The following is a 19,262-nucleotide window of genomic DNA, read 5'->3' as shown; positions in this document are numbered from 1 at the left end:
AGCCTGCGCAGATCTTTCGCATCAGCCTTCGAAGCTGATGTGGCCGTCGACGATGGTGTAGCGCACCGCGCCCGGCAGGCAGTGGCCCATGAACGGGCAGTTACGACCTTTGGAATACCAGCGCTCGCCGACCAGGGTCGAACTGTGTTGATCGAACAGCACCAGGTCCGCAGGTTGGCCGGCTTGCAGGGTGCTGGTCGGCAGGCGTAGTGCTGCAGCGGGCCCGCTGGTCAGGCGCGCCAGGAGGGTTGGCAGGTCGAGCAAGCCGTCGTCCACCAATGTCAGCGCCAGTGGCAGCAGAATTTCGGCACTGCTGATACCCGGTTCGGTTTCGCCGAACGGGGCCAGTTTGGCATCGGCCTCGTGTGGTTGGTGATGACTGGAAATCGCCGAGATGACGCCCGCCTTCACCGCCTCACGCAGGCCATCGCGATCCGCTGCGCTGCGCAGTGGCGGCTGCACGTGATACAGGCTGGAGAAACCGTGCAGCGCTTCATCGGTGAGGATCAGCTGATACATGGCCACGTCGGCCGTCACCGGCAGGCCACGAGCCTGTGCCTGGGCAATCATTTCCGCGCCACGGGCGCTGGTCAGTTGGGCGAAATGCGCGCGAACGCCGGAGCGCTCGACTAGCAGCAGATTGCGCGCCAGTGCCACGGTTTCGGCAGTCTCCGGAATCCCCGACAGGCCGAGGAAGCTGGCGGCGGCTCCTTCGTGAGCAAGCCCGCCTTCGGCCAGGTCGCGGTCCTGGGAGTGGAAGATCACCGTCAGATCGAAGGTGGCGGCGTATTCCAGCGCACGGCGCAGGTTGCGATTGCTGGCAAATTCGGTAAGCCCGTTGCCGAACGCGACACACCCGGCTTCACGCAACGCGACCAACTCGGAAAGCTGCTCACCGGCCAGGTTGCGCGTCAGCGCGCCGATGGGGAACACCTTGGCATGGCCCGACTCACGGGCGCGATCGAGGATCAGTTCGGTCACTGCCGCGGTATCCAGCACCGGTCGCGTTTGCGGCGGGCAGCACAGGCTGGTGATGCCGCCAGCGGCGGCGGCCAGGGTCTCGCTGGCAATGCTGCCTTTGCGGCTGTAGCCGGGCTCGCGCAGGGCTACCGCAAGATCGACCAGGCCGGGTGCGGCGGTCAGACCCTGTGCGTCGATTGTCTGTTGTGCTTCGAAGCCGGCTGGCGCCTGGCCGATGGCGGCGATCTTGTTGTGCTGTAGGTAGATATCGGCGATTTCGTTGCGCCCGCTGACGGGGTCGATCACGTGTGCGCCGAGGATTCGGGTTGCCACCATCACTGCTGCTCCTCGGATACGGATTCAGAATCGATCTGGCGCTGGGCCGCCTGGCCGCTCATCGCCATGGACAGCACTGCCATGCGAATGGCGATGCCATAGGTGACCTGATTGAGGATCACCGATTGCGGGCCGTCGGCCACCGCCGACTCGATCTCCACGCCGCGGTTGATCGGGCCCGGGTGCATGACGATGGCGTCGGGCTTGGCCAGTGCGAGACGCTGGGTGTTCAGACCGTAGAGTTTGTAGAACTCCCCTTCGCTGGGAAGCAGGCCGCCCTGCATGCGCTCGCGCTGCAGGCGCAGCATGATCACCACGTCGACATCGCGCAGCCCCTCGTTCATGTCGTTGAACACGCGCACACCGTACTGCTCGATGCCCTCGGGCAGCAGGGTTTTCGGTGCGATCACGCGGATGTCCGGGCAGCCCAGTGTCTTCAGCGCCAGCATGTTCGAGCGCGCTACCCGCGAATGCAGAATGTCACCAACGATGGCGACCGAGAGGTTCTCGAAGCCGCCTTTGTGGCGGCGGATGGTAAGCATGTCGAGCATGCCCTGGGTCGGGTGCGCATGGCGCCCGTCGCCGCCATTGATCACCGCGACCTCCGGGCTGACGTGCTCGGCGATGAAATGGGCGGCGCCGGAGTCGGCGTGGCGCACCACGAACATGTCCGCGGCCATGGCTTCCAGGTTGCGCAGCGTGTCGGTCAGGGTCTCGCCCTTGCTCGTGGAGGAGGTCGAGACGTTCAGCGTGATGACGTCTGCCGACAACCGCTGCGCCGCCAGTTCGAAGGTCGTGCGGGTGCGCGTGGAGTTCTCGAAGAACACGTTGCAGACGGTTTTGCCGCGCAGCAGTGGAACCTTCTTCACCGCCCGGGCGCCGACTTCGAGGAATGAATCGGCAGTGTCCAGGATCTCGGTGAGCAACTCGCGCGGCAGGCCGTCGAGGGAGAGAAAATGGCGCAGCTGGCCTTGGTCGTTCAACTGTAGCGGGCGCTTGGCGTCGGTGGGCGTCATCGCAGGATCTCGGTTGGCGGGGCTGTGGGGCGGACTTGCCGGCTCGCTCAGGAGCCGCTGGTTTCCATCTGTTGTTCGAGGGCCAATGGCTCCGGTCCGATCAGCTTGATGCGTTGCTCGGGCGCCAGCGACAGGGTGGCGCCGACCACGTCAGGGCGAATCGGCAGCTCACGCGCGTTCAGGTCGAGCAGGCAGACCAGCGTTACGCTGGCAGGACGACCGTAGTCGAACAGCTCATTGAGCGCGGCGCGGATGGTGCGGCCGGTCATCAGCACGTCATCGATCAGCACCAGGTGCTGGCCTTCGATCTCGAAAGGCAGTTCCGACGGCTGCACCTGCGGGTGCAGGCCCTTCTGGGTGAAGTCGTCGCGATAGAAGGACACGTCGAGAATGCCGAGCGGTTCGTTCTGCGCGCGGGCTGCGAGCAGCGCCTGGGCCACCCAGACGCCGCCGGTACGGATACCGATGAAGCGCGGCTCCTGGATGTCGCGATCAATCAGGTGTTGCTTCAGTGTGGCGACCATCTCGGGCAGCAGCTGTTCGGGATTGGGCAGAATCATGGGGTCTCCTTACAGGTCTGGATCAGGCGGCAGGGTGATCGCTCAGCCAGCCTTCCAGTAATAGGGCTGCGGCCAGGGCATCCACCGGGCGATCGCGATAGCCGCCGTGCTGGCCCTGGCGCAGACGCTCGCCTTTGGCTTCGAACGTGGTCAGGCGTTCGTCGTGAGTGTGCACCGGCAGGTTGAAGCGACCGTTGAGTCGGCGGGCGAACTTTTCCGCCCGGGCACTCATGTCGCTGGGCGTGCCGTCCATGTTCAGCGGCAGGCCGACGACCAGCGCATCGGGCTGCCATTCGCGCATCAGCGCTTCGATCTGTTGCCAGTCCGGCACGCCGTTCTGCGCCTTGAGTACGCAGAGTTCACGTGCTTGCCCAGTAATGACCTGGCCGACAGCGACGCCGATCTGCTTGGTGCCGTAGTCGAAGCCGAGCAGCAGTCGCGGCGCACTCATGCGTGGCCGACCTGGGTGCTGAGCAGGCGCAGGTCGACGCCGAGTGATGCTGCCGCGGCGTTCAGGCGTTGGTCATAAGGTAGGTCGAATAGGATCTCGGTATCCGCGGGGCAGCTGAGCCAGGCATTGTCGGCCAGTTCGGCTTCCAGCTGTCCCGCTTCCCAGCCGGCATAACCGAGGGCCACGAAGTGCCGGGCAGGCCCCTGGCCGTCCGCAATGGCGAACAGGACGTCCTGCGATGTGGACATGCCCAGCGGGCCGAGGGAGAGGGTGGCCTGGAATTGCTGGTCGGGTGAATGCAGAACGAAGCCGCGATCGGTTTGCACTGGGCCGCCGGAGAATATCGGCAGCCTCTGGCAGAGTGGGGGGATCGGCTCGTCCGGGCGCAGCTGCTCCAGCACATCAGCCAGGCTCAGCCCGCTCGGGCGATTGACGATCAGGCCCATGGCGCCTTCTGCGCCGTGTTCGATCAGGTAGATCAGCGTCTGGGCAAAGTTCGGATCGGCCATCTGCGGCATGGCGATCAGGAAGTGATGCTTGAGGTAGCTGGGCGCGGTGCTTTTCATGCGCGTTAGCTTAAGCGTTGCACCGCGTTCCGGCTACAGGTGCGACGGTTCGCCCGGCTGCCGATTTCAGCGACTCGAAAGCCTGTCGCCGCGTTCGAAACGCCAGGTGCGGATGATCTCCACCTGGTCGAACTTCTGCGCCAGTTCGCCGGTGAAGGGCGCAAAAGGCGCTGCCAGTCGCACGATGCGCAGCGCGGCATCGTCCAGCACCGGCTTGCCGGATGACTCGATCACGCGCAGCTCCTGGATGGTGCCGTCGCGGTTGATGGTCACCAGCATGCGCAGGCTGCCGTAGATCTGCTGGCGGCGGGCCTCGTCGGGATAGTTGAGGTTGCCGATGCGCTCGACCTTCTTGCGCCATTCGTCGCGATACCAGGCGCTGATGTCGCGCATGGTGGCGGCACTGTTCTGTCGGCTGACCCTGGGGCGCTTGGCATAGCGCTCGACCTCTTGTGCCAGCTCGGCTTCGAGGCTGGCGATCTCCGCGCTCAGTTGTGAGCTGTCGAATGCCGGCGCTGCTTGCGGCTCGGGCTGCGGTGGCGTCTGTTGCTTGACGTCGGCCTTTTCGCGCTGTGGGCTGCGAGTGGTGACGACGGTCTTCGCCGGTTCCGGCCGGGTGCTGCGAGGCGGTGCTGCTGGTGGGGTCACCTTGCGTACCTCGGTATCCTGGAACTGCGCTTGCTCGGTGGTTTTCGGCGTGGCCTTGTGCTCCAGCGTGCCGCTGCCCTGCTGATTGTCTTGGGCGAGGAAGTCCGCTTCCTTGGGCTTCTCTTCGCTTTTGAAGGTCGATAGGGTGATTTCCAGCGTCTTGCTGATCTGCTTCGGCTCGGAGAGGGTAAAGCCAAGCCCGAGAATCAAGGCCAGATGCAATGCGGTAGCCAGAAAAAGCGTGAAGCCGAGCCTGTCCGCCGGGCGGACTCGGGTAGTTTCAGGCACGGGGTGGCGGATAGCGGCGTTCATCGCAGGTCGGGTCGGCTCGAAGTGCCGCGCAGTCTGCCGGCTTTGAGCTTGGAGTCGCAAGCTCCAAGCTCAAAGCTGTTAGCTGGTTCAACCTTGCAGCTTCGCCGCGATCGCGTCCATGAGCCGTTCGCCGATGCGGGTATCAAAGGCATTGTCGATTTCGCGGATGCAGGTCGGGCTGGTGATGTTGATTTCGGTAAGGTAGTCGCCGATCACATCCAGGCCGACAAACAGCAAGCCGCGCTTGCGTAGTTCCGGGCCGACGATCGCTGCAATCTCGCGGTCGCGATCCGACAGCGGCTGTGCCACGCCGCGACCACCCGCGGCCAGATTGCCGCGCGTCTCGCCAGCGGCGGGGATTCGCGCCAGGCAATAGGGGATCGGCTCGCCATCGATCATCAGGATGCGCTTGTCGCCGTCCTTGATCGCGGGAATGTATCGCTGCGCCATGATTTGGCGGCTGCCATGCTCGGTCAGAACCTCGAGAATAACCGACAGATTCGGGTCGCCCTCGCGATGACGAAAGATCGATGCACCGCCCATCTCGTCGAGGGGTTTGAGAATGATGTCACGGTGCTCGCGGGCGAACTCGCGGAGAATGTCCGCGCGCCGACTGACCAGTGTCGGTGGGGTGCATTGTGGAAACTGGGTGGCGAAGAACTTCTCGTTGCAGTCGCGCAGGCTCTGCGGTCGATTGACCACCAGCGTTCCGGCCTTTTCCGCCAGTTCCAGCAGATAGGTTGCGTAGACATACTCGCTGTTGAAAGGCGGGTCCTTGCGCATGAGGATCACGTCCAGATCAGTCAGGGCCGCATCGACCTCCCCATCCTTCTCGAACCAATGTTGTGGGTCGTTGAATACCCGCAGCGGGCACATGCGCGCCCGGGCCTGATTGCCGAGCTGATATAGATCGCGCTGCTCCATGTAGAACAGTGTCCAGCCTCGCGCCTGGGCAGCCAGCAGCATGGCCAGCGAGCTGTCCTTCTTGAAGGCGATCTGCGCGATAGGGTCCATGATGATCCCGACGCGAACGGTCATGGGGTGTTCTCCGGCAATGGGCGGCGAAGCGCCGCCAGTGGCTCAAAATGTCGCTGCAGATTGGCTGTGGTTGTGCACTGGGTCAAGGAAAATCCGGATGCTTTTCCGGTTGATAGCGTGTGCATGAGGAGTGTGCTAAAAAGGTCCGGCGATTGGGTGCAGCCCATCGGTGGCAGGGCCTCCGGCGCACTGACATAACGATAAACTACGACTCACCGAGGCGATGGTAGGGCGAAATGGAACAGCACTCCGAGGGCTTGAAGGTCATGGTGATCGACGATTCGAAAACGATTCGTCGCACTGCTGAAACCCTGCTGAAGAAAGTAGGTTGCGATGTCATCACCGCTGTGGACGGTTTCGATGCGCTCGCCAAGATTGCGGATACTCATCCCCGCATCATCTTTGTCGATATTATGATGCCCAGGCTGGACGGTTATCAGACCTGTGCGTTGATCAAGAACAACAGTTCCTTCAAGTCGACGCCGGTGATCATGCTGTCTTCCAAAGATGGCCTGTTCGACAAGGCCAAAGGGCGTATTGTCGGATCCGATCAATACCTTACCAAGCCGTTCAGCAAAGAAGAGCTGCTCGGTGCGATCAAGGCGCACGTCCCTGATTTCGCACCGGTGGAGCAAGCATCCTGAAGTTCGGCATTGTTTGCCGCTGAAGCCTTCCTATGGAGAAATCATGGCTCGCGTTCTGATTGTTGATGATTCGCCGACCGAAATGTACAAGCTCACCGCCATGCTTGAGAAGAATGGCCATGTGGTGCTTAAAGCAGAGAATGGCGCTGACGGCGTCGCGCTGGCTCGTCAGGAAAAGCCGGATGCCGTGTTGATGGATATTGTCATGCCCGGGCTGAATGGTTTTCAGGCTACGCGCCAACTGACCAAAGATTCTGAAACCAGTCACATTCCGGTGATCATCGTCACCACCAAGGATCAGGAAACCGATAAGGTCTGGGGCAAACGCCAAGGCGCCAAGGATTACCTGACCAAGCCGGTGGACGAAGCCACATTGCTGAAGACCCTGAATGCCGTTCTGGCGGGCTGACGCCGCGGTAGCCAACACTCGGACAAAGGGACGTGGCCAGCATGCCTGACATGCAAACGCCGTTTCAGCAGTTGCTGGAGCTAGATAAACGTTGCCGCACGTACGCGGCAGGCCTGCCTTCTCAGCAGGAAGCCGTACAAACCTGGGGAGGGATCGGCTTTCGGATGGGGGGGCGCTTGTTCGTCGCTCCAATGGGGGAGGTTGGCGAAATCCTGCATGAGCCGCGTTATACGTTGCTTCCCGGCGTCAAGAGTTGGGTAAAGGGCGTGGCGAACGTGCGCGGCAGATTGTTGCCTGTGATGGACCTTTGTGGGTATTTCGGGCTTGAGCTTTCGGCACTGCGCAAGCAGCGCAGGGTGCTGGTGGTGGATCACCAGGAAGTGTTCGCCGGACTGACTGTCGATGAAGTCTTCGGCATGCAGCATTTCGCGGTGGAAACCTTCTCGGAGGAGTTGCCTCCGATCGAGGCATCAATTCAGCCATTCATTCATGGTGTGTTCCAGCGCGAGCAGCCCTGGCTGGTCTTCAGCCCGCACGCATTGGCTACGCATCAGGCGTTTCTGGACGTCGCGTTTTAGTTGTAGGTGGGTCGACCAAGGTCGGCCTTTTGGTTCTTGGATGGAAACGACGGGGGTCCAGGCGGGGGCCGGATAATGATCAAAATGAATGCTAATGCTTTGTTGAGCGGGGTGCGCAGCAATACGCTGACCACCGGTTTGTTTATCGTGCTGATCGTATCGATCGTGCTGCTGTTCGCGAACTTCGCGTACGTCAACACTCAGGCCGATCACGATAACGAATACATCGCTCACGCTGGAGAGCTGCGCGTACTGTCCCAGCAGATCGCCAAGGATGCCGTGGAAGCGGCGACCGGCACGCAGGAGGCGTTCGCGTCTCTGAAGCAGGCCCGGAACGAGTTCAACCAGCGCTGGGCCTATCTCTCGCAAGGAAACGAGGACATCGGTCTGCCGGCGGTTCCCGAATCGTTGCGCGATGAAGTCAACGCGGTGGAGCAGGACTGGAACACGCTGCGTCGCGATACCGACGCCATCCTGGCCAGTGAGCAGACTGTCCTGTCGCTCCACCAGGTAGCCAGCACCCTCGCTGAAACCATCCCTCAGCTCCAGGTCGAGTACGAGGAGGTCGTCGACATCCTGCTGGAAAGTGGTGCGCCAGCAGCTCAGGTTTCGGTTGCCCAGCGCCAGTCGCTGCTGGCCGAGCGTATCCTCGGTTCGGTGAACAAGGTGCTGTCCGGTGACCAGGACTCGGTACAGGCGGCCGATATGTTCGGTCGTGATGCCAGTCTGTTCGGTCGAGTCCTGAATGCGATGATCGAAGGCAACGTCGCCATGGGCATCACTGCGGTGGCCGACGAAGAGGCGCTGGATCGTCTCTCGGAGATCGCTGAGCTCTTCCAGTTCGTATCCGGATCGGTGGACGAAATTCTCGAAACGTCGCCTGAACTGTTCCAGGTGCGCGAGTCGGCTAACAGCATCTTCGAGGTTTCGCAGACCCTGCTCGACAAGACCTCCGCGCTGTCGCAAGGCCTACAGAGCCGCGCCGATGCCCGTTATCTCAACACCATCCTCGGTTACGTGCTGGGCGCCATTGCGCTGGCCTCGATCATCCTGATTGGTCTGGTAATGGTTCAGGAAGCACGCCGCCGCCTGAGCGAAACCGCTGAGAAGAACGAGCGTAACCAGGCTGCGATTCTGCGACTGCTCGATGAAATCGGCGACCTTGCAGACGGTGACCTGACGGTGGCCGCGACCGTTACCGAAGACTTCACCGGTGCGATTGCCGACTCGATCAACTACTCCATCGACCAGCTGCGCGAACTGGTAGCCACCATCAACCAGACCGCTGTTCAGGTATCGGGCGCTGCGCAGGAAACCCAGGCGACTGCAATGCACCTCGCCGAGGCCTCCGAACACCAGGCCCAGGAAATTGCCGGTGCTTCTGCTGCAATCAACGAAATGGCGGTTTCCATTGACCAGGTATCGGCCAACGCCGCGGAATCCTCGGCGGTAGCAGAACGTTCGGTAGCCATTGCCAACAAGGGCAACGAGGTGGTGCACAACACCATCACCGGCATGGACAACATTCGCGAGCAGATCCAGGACACGTCCAAGCGGATCAAGCGTCTCGGTGAGTCGTCCCAGGAGATCGGTGACATCGTCAGCCTGATTAACGACATTGCCGACCAGACCAACATCCTTGCACTCAACGCGGCGATCCAGGCATCCATGGCGGGCGACGCAGGCCGCGGCTTCGCCGTGGTAGCGGACGAAGTACAGCGCCTGGCTGAACGCTCTTCCGCGGCGACCAAGCAGATCGAGGCACTGGTAAAGACCATTCAGACCGACACCAACGAGGCGGTCATCTCGATGGAGCAGACCACCTCCGAAGTGGTGCGCGGTGCGCGTCTGGCGCAGGACGCCGGTGTGGCACTGGAAGAGATCGAGAAGGTATCGAAGACGCTTGCGGCGCTGATCCAGAACATCTCCAACGCGGCACGCCAGCAGGCTTCTTCGGCCGGCCACATCTCCAACACCATGAACGTGATCCAGGAGATCACCTCGCAGACCTCGTCGGGTACCACCGCTACGGCCAAGAGCATCGGTAATTTGGCCAAGATGGCCAACGAGATGCGCCATTCCGTTTCCGGCTTTACCCTGCCGGATGCTCCGGATCAGGCCTGACTTGAGCAGTGCGGCAGTCATCTGATGGCTGCCGCCGATGATCATGAGCGAGGGGCAGGGCATGCAGCCGAGGTTTGACTGGGCATTGGAGCCCTTGGCCGATATGTCGCCGGCGGAATTCCATGACTGGCAGACGCTCCTCGAAGAGCGCTCCGGCATGGTCGTCAGCGAACGCAGGCGCAGCTTCCTGCAGACCAATCTGAGCGCTCGCATGCGCGAGGTCGGTGCTCCCGACTATGCCAGCTACTATCGGCAGGTCACCTCCGGCCCCCGTGGTGCTGTCGAGTGGTCGACCCTCATGGACAGGCTGACCGTTCAGGAAACACGTTTCTTCCGTCATCCCGCTTCTTTTGATCTGCTCGAAACCTACTTGCGCCAGCGTCTGGAGCAGGAGTCGATCAAGCGACCCCTGGCGCTGTGGAGCGTGGGTTGCGCAAGTGGTGAAGAGACGTACTCGCTAGCCATGGCCACCGCCGAGGCGCTGGCGGGACGCGAATTCGACGGCAGCTTCGGGGTCACCGGTACGGATATCAGTCTGAGCGCGCTGGCCAAGTCCCGAACAGCGGTCTACAGCGCGCGCAAGCTGGAGCAGGTCGAACCGGCGTTGCGTGAGCGTTATTTCCTGTCGCTATCCGATGATCGTTTTCAAGTGATTCCCGGCCTGGCCGCACGTGTGTGCTTTGCAAGGCTCAATGTGCTGGAACTGGCGAACTCGCCCGTTTCCAGCATGGACGTTATTTTCTGTCAGAACCTGCTGATCTATTTCCGCCGCTGGCGTCGCCGAGAAATCCTCAATCGCCTGGCAGATTGCCTGGCTCCGGGGGGATTGTTGGTGATCGGTGTAGGTGAAGTGGTCGGTTGGCAGCATCCGGGATTGCTTCCGGTGGCCAACGATCAGGTTCTGGCTTTTACCCGGAAAAGTTTATGAGCGGAGTCGCTATGGGTGATCGGCACGATTATGTCGCCCTGGAGTGGGTGAAAGGCGAGATTGCCGAGACGCTTAAGCAGGCGCGTCAGGCCCTGGAGGCGTTCGTCGAGAACCCACAGGACTCGACCCGGATGCGCTTTTGCCTGACCTATGTGCATCAGGTCCACGGCACTCTGCAGATGGTGGAGTTCTTCGGTGCAGCATTGCTCGCCGAGGAAATGGAGCAGCTGGCGCGGGCCCTGCTCGACGAGCGGGTGGCCAATCAGGGCGAGGCGCTCGAGGTGATGATGCAGGCCATCCTGCAGCTGCCTGCCTATCTGGACCGCATTCAGAGTGCGCGCCGCGACCTGCCGATGGTGGTGCTGCCGCTGCTTAACGACCTGCGCGCCGCTCGCGGTGAAAAGCTGCTTTCTGAAACCAGCCTATTTTCACCCGACCTGTCCGGACGCACGCCGGCGCTTTCCCAGGAGTCGGTCGAGCGTCTGCGTACCAACGAGCTGCCGGCCCTGCTGCGCAAGCTGCGCCAGATGCTGCAGGTTGCGCTGGTTGGGGTGATTCGCAACCAGGACCTGCCGACCAATCTCGGCTACATGGCGCGGGTATTCGCCCGCCTGGAAATGCTCTGCAAGGATGCGCCACTGGCGGCGCTATGGCAGATCGCCTCGGGCATGGTCGAAGGTCTGGCCAGTGGCGGCGTGAGCAACGGCACCTCCGTCCGCACCTTGTTGCGACAGGTAGACAAGCAGCTCAAGCGGTTGGTCGAGGAAGGCGCTGATGGCCTAAATCAGGCTGCGCCCGATGAGCTGATCAAGAACCTGCTCTTCTACGTCGCCAAGGCGCCGGGGCAGACGCCCCGTATCCAGGCGTTAAAGCAGCTTTACCGCCTCGACGAAGCGCTGCCGGACAGCGCCGTGGTCGATCAGGAGCGTGCTCAGCTGGCTGGTCCCGACCGTGGCGCGATGCGCTCGGTGGTCGCTGCCCTTTGTGAAGAGCTGGTGCGGGTTAAGGACAGCCTTGACCTGTTCGTGCGCAGCGATCGCAAGGTCATTGCCGAGTTGTCCAGCCTCGAGGTCCCGCTCAAGCAGATCGCCGATACATTGGCAGTGCTCGGCTTCGCTCAACCGCGCAAGATCATTCTCGATCAGATCGTCCTCGTCCAGTCCGTAGCGCAGGGGCAGCAGGCGCCCGACGACGCCATCCTGATGGATATCGCCGGTGCGTTGCTCTATGTCGAGGCTACGTTGGCCGGCATGGTCGGCGGTCCCGCGGAGGAGCGCAGCGAAGCAAGCCACCTGCCGACCACCGATGTTGCCCAGATTCACCAGTTGGTCATTCGCGAAGCGCGTAACGGGCTGGAGCAGGCAAAGGACGCAATCATCGAATTCATTGCCTCGCAATGGAACCACGAGCATCTGGCTCGGGTGCCGGATCTGCTCACTCAGGTTCGCGGCGGCTTGGCGATGATTCCCCTGGAGCGTGCTGCGTCCCTGCTGCAAGCCTGCAATGGCTACATCCAGGATCAGCTTCTGGCGCGACAGGCCGTGCCGGACTGGCAGAGCCTGGATACCCTGGCTGACGCGATCACCAGCGTCGAGTATTACCTCGAGCGACTGTCCGAGGATTGCGGCACCCAGGGCGATCTGATTCTGGATGTGGCCGAAGAAAGCCTGCAGAACCTCGGCTACTCGCTTGGAGTTGCAAGTGCTCCGATGAAGGTCGCGGCGGTCGAGAACGAATTCGCCGATCCGCTGGACGAGATCGAAGTGCTGCCTGAGGAGCCGGACGCAAGTCTGGATGCATTCGACTCCGTTGCGGTCGATCAGGAAGAATCTCCGGCACCGATGGACCCTGATTTCTTGAGCGAGGCGCAAGCGCCACTCGAGAGCCATGATGCGGAGATCGCGGCGGAGGCCGAGGAAAGCGAGTGGACGCTGGAAGACCTGTCCGGCGATGAAGAAATCATTTTCAACCTGCCAGAAGAGATACTGGCGTCCGAAACGCCTCCAGACTCACTTGAAGATGAGTCGGACCTGAGCGAATGGAGCGATGCGCAGGTCGCCGAGCTCGATCTTCCGGAAGTGAGCCTGCCAGATTATTCCGAACCTGAAAGCCTGCAGGTCGAAGTCGAGCCTGTACTCAGCCTTGAGGAAGTCATGGCGGCGCCGGTCGCAGCCATCAACCCCCCTGCTCAGGATGTACCGCCTAGCCTCCTGCCGCCTCCTGCCGACGAAGAACCGGTCGACGAGGACCTGCTGGAAGTCTTCATCGAGGAAGCGGCAGAAGTTCTGGAGGCGATTGGCGAGCAGTTGCCACTCTGGCTTGCCGACAGTGACAACAAGGATGCCCTAGGCGAAGTGCGACGTGCATTCCACACGCTCAAGGGCAGTGGGCGGATGGTGCGTGCACTGGTCATCGGCGAGTTGGCGTGGTCCATCGAGAACCTGCTCAATCGGGTTCTCGATCGCAGCATCCAGCCGACCGACTCGGTGAGGCAGGTCGTGTGCGATGTCGTTGCGCTGATGCCGGCCCTCGTCGATGAGTTCGCAGCCAAGGCCCAGCGCCAGCGTGATGACGTCGATCACCTTGCGGCAGCAGCGCATGCCCTGGCCAAGGGGCAGTCAGTGGTACTTTCGCAGCCTGCTGAGACGCCTGCTGCGATTGCGGACGAGCCTGCCCCGTCCGCGGCGCCGCAAGACGATGACGACGCACTGGACCCCCAGTTGCTGGAAATTTTTCGCAACGAGGCCGAATCGCATCTGACCACGCTGGTCAGTTTTCTCGCCGATTGCGCCCAGCGCCTGCCGCAGCCGGTGACCGATGCACTGCAACGTGCCTTGCACACGCTCAAGGGTAGTGCGCACATGGCCGGCATCCTGCCGGTGGCGGAAATCGCAACGCCTCTGGAGAAGATGGTCAAGGAATTCAAGACCAACCTGATCCAGATGGATCTGGCCGAAGCCGAGCTGCTGCATGAGGCCGAGCTGTTGTTACGCCAGGGGCTGGCCAATCTCGATCATGAACCGTTGGCGCCGATAGAAGGCGCCCCGGAGTTCCTGGCCAAGGTGCACGCCCTGCATCAGGCCAGATTGGTCGAAGCCGGCGCCCGCCAGCATAACGATGCTGGTGAGGCCCGCGATCCGAGCGTGATCGCGCTGTTCCTCTCTGAAGGCATGGACATCCTGCTGGATGCTGAAGATTTGCTGCGCAGCTGGCGCGAGCATCCTGCCGAGCGTCAGGAACTCTCCGCTCTGCTGCAGGAGCTGACCACGCTCGGACAGGGCGCGAAGATGGCCGACCTGCCGCAGATGGAGGCGTTGTGCCAGGTGCTGCTGCGTTTGTACGCGGTGGTTGAGGAGGGGCGACTGGCTGTCAGCGAGCGCTTCTTCGACGACGTCGAGCAGGGCCATGAAGCGTTGGTCGGCATGATGGATCAGGTAGCTGCCGCGCTGCAGGTGAGTGAGCAGTCGGAGTTGGTGGCGCGGCTCGAAGCATTGCTCGCCGAAGCCATTGATCCATTGGTTCTGGAGCAGCCGGGCGACCCCGTGCCGGTTGCTGCTCCTGGCGAGATTTCGCTGACAGAATTGCCAGCCGAAGCCGAAGCCGAAGCCGAAGTCTGGCCCGAAGAAGAAGCCCCGCAAGACGAGGCGCAGGACGATCTCGATCACGAAATGGTTGAGATCTTTCTCGACGAAGCCGTCGACCTTATGGAAAGCGCCGGCCATGCGCTTGATCGCTGGCTCGCTGATCCGGCGAACCAGATGGCGCTCTCGGCTCTGCTGCGCGACCTTCACACCCTCAAGGGCGGCGCCCGGATGGCAGCAATCCGTCCGATCGGCGACCTGGCCCATGAGCTGGAGTCGCTTTACGAGGGGCTCTCCGACGGCCGCTACGTCCATTCCGCCCCGCTTGCAGCGCTGTTGCAGCGTAGCCACGATCATCTGGCGCTGCAGCTCGAGCAGCTGCAGGGCGAGATGCCGATGAGCAGTGCTGATGCACTCATCGAGTCGATGAAAGCCTTCCGTCAGGGTGCCCTGCCGGCATTCGACGGCGTTGATTCGACTGATGCTTCCCTACTCGAGACGGATGCGGGTCCTGACCTGATCCGACCGGAGAACGATCCTGCTCAATCGCTGGATGAGCCGCTGAGCGCCGATGCGTTTGATTTGCCGCTGCTCGATGTCGATGAGACTTCTGCCGAGGCGGATGAAGGCGACAACGAAACTGCAGCGGACGATAGCCGCGCTTCGGATATCCCGTTCAGCGAAGAGTTGGATGAGATCGACCTCAGCCTTCCCGAGCTGGATGAGGTGCCGGAAGCGTTCGAAGCTGTGCCGGCCGCCGAGGAGCACGACACAGTCGAGCGCGATCCCGAATTAGTGGAGATCTTCCTCGAGGAGGGTTTCGACCTCATCGAGAGCGCTGCGGGTGGTTTGCAACGCTGGATGTCGGATGTCGACAACAGCTTCGAACTTGAGGCATTGCAGCGCGATCTGCATACCCTCAAGGGCGGGGCCCGGATGGCCGATATCCGTGAAATCGGTGATCTCTCCCACGAACTCGAGTTTCTTTACGAAGGCCTGTGCGCCGGTAGCTACCGGGCCAGCCCGGAATTGTTCGGCCTTCTGCAGGCCTGCCAGGACCGCCTGGCGGAAATGCTCGAGGCGGTGCGGGCCCATCAACCGGTGCCATCGGGCGATGCGCTGATCGAGACGATTCGCCACTTTCGCAACAACCCCGATGAGCAACTGAGCATTCCCAGCAGCGTGTCGCTGAAGGCCGCTCAGGAAGATGCGCAGCAGTCTGCCGAAGCCGAAATTCTCGACATCTTTGTCGAGGAAGCTGACGACCTTCTGGAGGAAATGGAATCAGCGCTCGGTCGCTGGGATGCCGGCCGTGAGGATGCCGCTCCGTTGGCTGACATGCTCCGTGTGCTGCACACGCTGAAAGGCGGTGCGCGGCTGGCTGGGCAGACCGCACTGGGCAACATGGCCCACGATCTGGAGCAGCGGTTGAGCGAGGCGCAGCAGCAGGGCGCCCCCTGGCCGGATAGCCTGTTTCTCGATGTGCAGCACGGCTACGACGCGCTGCTGAAGGATGTCGAGTTGCTTCGGGCGGGCCTGGCGAGCGACGGAGGCGACGCTTCGCAACCTGAGTCGCCGGAGCTCGAGCCAGAGTTGCCGCGCGAGCCGGTGGCTCTGGAACAACCGATCGTCGCGGCCAGTACCTTGCCGAAGCCGAGTACCAGCCCGGCGAAGGTGCTGCCATTCATTCGACGCGCACAGCTGGCCGCTCAGGAAGCCGCTGCGCGGCGGGCACCGCAGGAGCTGGTCAAGGTTCCCGCAGAACTGCTGGAGGGTCTGGTCAACCTGGCGGGCGAAACATCGATCTTCCGCGGCCGAGTCGAGCAGCAGGTCAGCGACGTCGGCTTCACCCTTGGCGAGATGGAAGCGACCATCGAGCGGGTGCGCGACCAGCTGCGCCGATTGGATACCGAAACCCAGGCGCAGATTCTCAGCCGTTACCAGGCTGAAGCCGAGCGCGCCGGCTATGACGATTTCGACCCGCTGGAAATGGACCGCCATTCGCAGCTGCAACAGCTTTCGCGTGCACTGTTCGAGTCAGCGTCTGACTTGCTCGATCTGAAGGAAACGCTGGCTGCGCGTAATCGCGACGCTGAAACGCTGCTGCTGCAGCAGGCTCGGGTCAATACCGAGCTACAGGAAGGCCTCATGCGCACCCGCATGGTTCCTTTCGAGCGCCTGGTGCCGCGCCTGCGCAGAATCGTGCGGCAGGTCGCTGGCGAGCTCGGCAAACAGGTGGAGTTCATGGTCGGCAATGCCACCGGTGAGATGGACCGCAGCGTGCTCGAGCGAATCGTCGCGCCGCTGGAGCACATGCTGCGCAACGCCGTGGACCATGGCATCGAGCCGGTCGAGCGTCGTCGCGCTGCCGGCAAGCCCGAGCAGGGCGTGATACGCCTGGATCTGGCCCGTGAGGGTGGCGATATCGTGCTGACGCTGGCCGACGACGGTGGTGGCATCAATCTGGACGCGGTGCGGCGCAAGGCGATCGAACGCGGGCTGATGTCCGCCGATAGCGACCTGTCCGAGCATGAAATCCTGCAGTTCATCCTCGAAGCCGGGTTCTCCACCGCGGAGCGCGTCACGCAGATCTCCGGACGCGGCGTGGGCATGGACGTGGTGCACTCGGAAGTGAAGCAGCTCGGCGGATCGATGAGCATTGAGTCGACGCTCGGTCAGGGCACGCGCTTCCTGATTCGCCTGCCGTTCACAGTGTCGGTGAACCGCGCGCTGATGGTTTATTCCGGTGAGGATCTGTATGCGATCCCGCTGAATACCATCGAAGGTATCGTGCGTGTCTCGCCATACGAGCTGGAAGCTTATTACCAGCCGGATGCGCCGCGCTTCGAATATGCCGGTCAGGCTTACGAGCTGCGTTATCTTGGCGATCTCTTGAACAACGGCCAGAAGCCCAAGCTGGTGGGACAGAGCCTGCCGCTGCCGGTGATCCTGGTGCGCTCGAAAGAGCACAGCGTTGCGGTACAGGTCGACAGCCTCGCCGGTTCTCGTGAAATCGTGGTGAAGAGCCTTGGGCTGCAGTTCGCCGGCGTACATGGCATTTCCGGCGCGACCATCCTCGGCGATGGCCGGGTCGTGGTGATTCTGGACCTGCTGGCGACCATCCGTGTGCTCCATGCGCACCAGCTCATTCAGCTGCAACAGCCGCGCCTTATCGATCAGGTGCAGGAGCCGGTCGAGGTCGAAACCGAACGGCCGACGCTGGTCATGGTGGTTGACGATTCGGTCACCGTGCGCAAGGTCACCAGTCGTCTGCTGGAGCGCAATGGCATGAACGTTCTGACCGCCAAGGACGGGGTGGATGCCATCACTCAGCTGCAGGAGCGCAAGCCGGACATCATGCTGCTGGATATCGAGATGCCGCGCATGGACGGCTTCGAGGTGGCCACGCTGGTTCGCCACGACGAGCGTTTGAAGGATCTGCCGATCATCATGATCACCTCGCGTACCGGCGAGAAGCACCGTGATCGCGCGCTGACCATCGGCGTCAACGAATACCTTGGCAAGCCCTATCAGGAATCGGTGTTGCTCGAGGCCATTCAGCGCTTGGTCCACGCCGATGTCTGACGTTCTCTGCGCCCGCATTGCGGTACTCGCCGACACCTCTCTGCAGCGTCACGTGCTGCAGCAGGCTTTGACCGGCAGTGGCTATCAGGTGGTATTGAACAATGACCCGGCGCGCCTCGAGCCGGCAGACCTGGATAGTACCGAGGCCGATCTCTGGCTGGTTGATCTGGCGCAGACCGAAGATTCGCCTCTTGTGGATGCGTTGCTTGAGCGCGACACCACGCGAGTGCTGTTCGGTGAGGGGCATGCGCCGGAGCGGCATTCGGAGTTCTACCCACGTTGGGAGCGCAGCCTGTTCAGCAAGCTGAAGCGCCTGATCGGTGACCCATCACGGGCAGTGGGGCCGCGTCTGGACGTACTGCAGGGTGAAGGACAACGCCCCGAGCGCCTGACGCTACCGCCGCTGCTGGCTGATAGCGCGCTGCATGCCGGTGAAGCGGCGACCCAGGTATGGCTGCTGGCGGCTTCGCTCGGTGGGCCGGAAGCCGTGAAGGCCTTCCTGGACGCGCTGCCTGGCGGCCTGCCAGTCGGTTTCATCTATGCCCAGCATATCGAAGCCAGCTTCGAGTCCGCGTTGTCCCAGGCCGTGGGCCGACATAGTCAGTGGCAGGTTCAACAGGTGCGCCCTGGCCAGCCGGTGCGCTGCGGAGAAGTGATCATCGCGCCGATCGGGGAGGAACTCGGGTTCGAGTCCGATGGCAGCACCCGCCTGAACGGTCGTTGCTGGCCTGAACCGTATAGCCCGTCGATCGACCAGATGATGCTGAATCTGGCCCAGCAGTTCGGCCAGCGTTGCGGTGTCATTGCCTTCAGTGGCATGGGCAGCGACGGCAGTGCGGCGGCCGCATATGTGCTGCGTCAGGGTGGCAGGGTCTGGACGCAGCGCGCCGACTCCTGTGCCTGCTCAAGTATGCCGGACAATCTTCGAGAAGGTGGCTACAGCTCCTACAGCGGTGACCCTCGCGAGCTGGCGCAAGCCTTGGTCAATCATCTGGTCAGCCAGGTCGGTACGCCCGCCACGTCTTTTCAACGGGATAACTCATGAGTCAAATGGTCGTTTCTCCGGAGGCGGAAAGCCTCACCGGGCTGCTGATGCCGCTCGCCGATCGCGTATTGCTGGTGCCCAACGTGGCCGTCGCCGAGCTGATTCCCTATCGCGCTCCGCAAGCGGTGCAGGGCATGCCCGCATGGTTTCTCGGGCAGGTGCAGTGGCGTGACCTGAGCCTACCATTGCTGTCGTTCGAGGCCGCGTCCAGCGGCCAGGCACAACCGGTTGGCAGTTCGGCGCGGGTTGCCGTGCTCAACGCGGTTGGTGGGCGCGACCACGTCAAGTTCATCGCGCTGCTGGTGCAGGGCATCCCGCACTCGATCAAGGTCGACGCCAGCCTCGCGCGCGCGGATGTGACGCTTGCCCCGCTCGAACTGGATGCGGTCAACCTTGGCGACGTGCAGCCGCGAATCCCCGATCTGATCGGTCTGGAGCAGAAGCTCGCCGATGCTGGCCTGATCTGATCGAGGCCGCCACC

At 62.4% G+C, this 19,262-nt stretch carries 15 protein-coding genes; 8 read left to right on the top strand and 7 right to left on the bottom strand.

Features of this window, described 5'->3' with window-relative positions:
* Positions 1-21: 21 nt before the first annotated feature.
* The 7 genes from F753_RS41050 to gshB all read right to left on the bottom strand — a co-directional run bounded on the left by F753_RS41050 (position 22) and on the right by gshB (position 5,887).
* Positions 22-1,296 (bottom strand): dihydroorotase, encoded by a 1,275-nt coding sequence (locus F753_RS41050; RefSeq protein WP_023446074.1) that lies wholly within the window; start codon positions 1,294-1,296, stop codon positions 22-24.
* Positions 1,296-2,312, bottom strand: coding sequence for an aspartate carbamoyltransferase catalytic subunit (locus F753_RS41045; protein WP_023446073.1), 1,017 nt, complete (start codon positions 2,310-2,312; stop codon positions 1,296-1,298). The genes F753_RS41050 and F753_RS41045 overlap by 1 nt, the downstream gene beginning before the upstream one ends.
* Before the next feature lie 47 nt (positions 2,313-2,359).
* Complete coding sequence (pyrR, locus tag F753_RS41040) at positions 2,360-2,872, bottom strand: bifunctional pyr operon transcriptional regulator/uracil phosphoribosyltransferase PyrR (protein WP_023446072.1); 513 nt, start codon at positions 2,870-2,872, stop codon at positions 2,360-2,362.
* Positions 2,873-2,894: 22 nt separating this feature from the next.
* Complete coding sequence (ruvX, locus tag F753_RS41035; RefSeq protein ID WP_003297208.1) at positions 2,895-3,323, bottom strand: Holliday junction resolvase RuvX; 429 nt, start codon at positions 3,321-3,323, stop codon at positions 2,895-2,897.
* Positions 3,320-3,889 carry a YqgE/AlgH family protein gene (locus F753_RS41030; RefSeq protein ID WP_023446071.1) on the bottom strand — a complete coding sequence of 190 codons (570 nt, stop codon included), beginning with the start codon at positions 3,887-3,889 and terminating at the stop codon, positions 3,320-3,322. The genes ruvX and F753_RS41030 overlap by 4 nt, the downstream gene beginning before the upstream one ends.
* A 66-nt stretch (positions 3,890-3,955) precedes the next feature.
* A complete protein-coding gene (locus F753_RS41025) occupies positions 3,956-4,849 on the bottom strand; it encodes an energy transducer TonB (protein ID WP_031298040.1) in 894 nt (297 codons plus the stop codon).
* 87 nt (positions 4,850-4,936) lie between these two features.
* Entirely contained in the window at positions 4,937-5,887 is a 951-nt protein-coding gene (gene gshB / locus F753_RS41020; protein WP_023446069.1) for a glutathione synthase, read from the bottom strand.
* Between the two features lie 236 nt (positions 5,888-6,123).
* Here gshB and pilG point away from each other — a divergent pair, with 236 nt between their 5' ends.
* From pilG to F753_RS40980, 8 genes are all read left to right on the top strand, one after another.
* Positions 6,124-6,531, top strand: coding sequence for a twitching motility response regulator PilG (gene pilG, locus F753_RS41015; protein WP_003282729.1), 408 nt, complete (start codon positions 6,124-6,126; stop codon positions 6,529-6,531).
* Positions 6,532-6,574: 43 nt separating this feature from the next.
* Positions 6,575-6,940 (top strand): twitching motility response regulator PilH, encoded by a 366-nt coding sequence (gene pilH, locus F753_RS41010; RefSeq protein ID WP_003303135.1) that lies wholly within the window; start codon positions 6,575-6,577, stop codon positions 6,938-6,940.
* A 41-nt stretch (positions 6,941-6,981) separates the two neighbouring features.
* Complete coding sequence (locus tag F753_RS41005) at positions 6,982-7,518, top strand: chemotaxis protein CheW (RefSeq protein WP_023446068.1); 537 nt, start codon at positions 6,982-6,984, stop codon at positions 7,516-7,518.
* A 75-nt stretch (positions 7,519-7,593) separates the two neighbouring features.
* The gene (locus F753_RS41000; protein WP_014818753.1) at positions 7,594-9,642 is read left to right on the top strand and encodes a methyl-accepting chemotaxis protein; all 2,049 of its coding nucleotides are present in this window, start codon (positions 7,594-7,596) and stop codon (positions 9,640-9,642) included.
* Positions 9,643-9,703: 61 nt separating this feature from the next.
* A complete protein-coding gene (locus F753_RS40995; protein ID WP_031298039.1) occupies positions 9,704-10,570 on the top strand; it encodes a CheR family methyltransferase in 867 nt (288 codons plus the stop codon).
* Between the two features lie 11 nt (positions 10,571-10,581).
* Entirely contained in the window at positions 10,582-17,736 is a 7,155-nt protein-coding gene (locus tag F753_RS40990; RefSeq protein ID WP_023446066.1) for an Hpt domain-containing protein, read from the top strand.
* Positions 17,729-18,781: a chemotaxis protein CheB gene (locus tag F753_RS40985; RefSeq protein WP_023446065.1), complete on the top strand. Its 1,053-nt coding sequence runs from the start codon at positions 17,729-17,731 to the stop codon at positions 18,779-18,781. The genes F753_RS40990 and F753_RS40985 overlap by 8 nt, the downstream gene beginning before the upstream one ends.
* The gene (locus F753_RS40980; RefSeq protein ID WP_031298038.1) at positions 18,778-19,248 is read left to right on the top strand and encodes a chemotaxis protein CheW; all 471 of its coding nucleotides are present in this window, start codon (positions 18,778-18,780) and stop codon (positions 19,246-19,248) included. The genes F753_RS40985 and F753_RS40980 overlap by 4 nt, the downstream gene beginning before the upstream one ends.
* The last annotated feature ends 14 nt before the right edge of the window (positions 19,249-19,262 follow it).

It is taken from the genome of Stutzerimonas chloritidismutans AW-1, assembly GCF_000495915.1.
Taxonomy (GTDB): domain Bacteria; phylum Pseudomonadota; class Gammaproteobacteria; order Pseudomonadales; family Pseudomonadaceae; genus Stutzerimonas; species Stutzerimonas chloritidismutans.
Note: the sequence above shows the minus strand (reverse complement) of the source record. Positions and strands in the feature narration are given on the sequence as shown.

Bases quoted from the DNA above. Each gene is read 5' to 3' on its own strand.
- F753_RS41050 (WP_023446074.1), bottom strand. From the start codon at position 1,296: ATGGTGGCAACCCGAATCCTCGGCGCACACGTGATCGACCCCGTCAGC.
- F753_RS41045 (WP_023446073.1), bottom strand. From the start codon at position 2,312: ATGACGCCCACCGACGCCAAGCGCCCGCTACAGTTGAACGACCAAGGC.
- pyrR (WP_023446072.1), bottom strand. From the start codon at position 2,872: ATGATTCTGCCCAATCCCGAACAGCTGCTGCCCGAGATGGTCGCCACA.
- ruvX (WP_003297208.1), bottom strand. From the start codon at position 3,323: ATGAGTGCGCCGCGACTGCTGCTCGGCTTCGACTACGGCACCAAGCAG.
- F753_RS41030 (WP_023446071.1), bottom strand. From the start codon at position 3,889: ATGAAAAGCACCGCGCCCAGCTACCTCAAGCATCACTTCCTGATCGCC.
- F753_RS41025 (WP_031298040.1), bottom strand. From the start codon at position 4,849: ATGAACGCCGCTATCCGCCACCCCGTGCCTGAAACTACCCGAGTCCGC.
- gshB (WP_023446069.1), bottom strand. From the start codon at position 5,887: ATGACCGTTCGCGTCGGGATCATCATGGACCCTATCGCGCAGATCGCC.
- pilG (WP_003282729.1), top strand. From the start codon at position 6,124: ATGGAACAGCACTCCGAGGGCTTGAAGGTCATGGTGATCGACGATTCG.
- pilH (WP_003303135.1), top strand. From the start codon at position 6,575: ATGGCTCGCGTTCTGATTGTTGATGATTCGCCGACCGAAATGTACAAG.
- F753_RS41005 (WP_023446068.1), top strand. From the start codon at position 6,982: ATGCCTGACATGCAAACGCCGTTTCAGCAGTTGCTGGAGCTAGATAAA.
- F753_RS41000 (WP_014818753.1), top strand. From the start codon at position 7,594: ATGATCAAAATGAATGCTAATGCTTTGTTGAGCGGGGTGCGCAGCAAT.
- F753_RS40995 (WP_031298039.1), top strand. From the start codon at position 9,704: ATGCAGCCGAGGTTTGACTGGGCATTGGAGCCCTTGGCCGATATGTCG.
- F753_RS40990 (WP_023446066.1), top strand. From the start codon at position 10,582: ATGGGTGATCGGCACGATTATGTCGCCCTGGAGTGGGTGAAAGGCGAG.
- F753_RS40985 (WP_023446065.1), top strand. From the start codon at position 17,729: ATGTCTGACGTTCTCTGCGCCCGCATTGCGGTACTCGCCGACACCTCT.
- F753_RS40980 (WP_031298038.1), top strand. From the start codon at position 18,778: ATGAGTCAAATGGTCGTTTCTCCGGAGGCGGAAAGCCTCACCGGGCTG.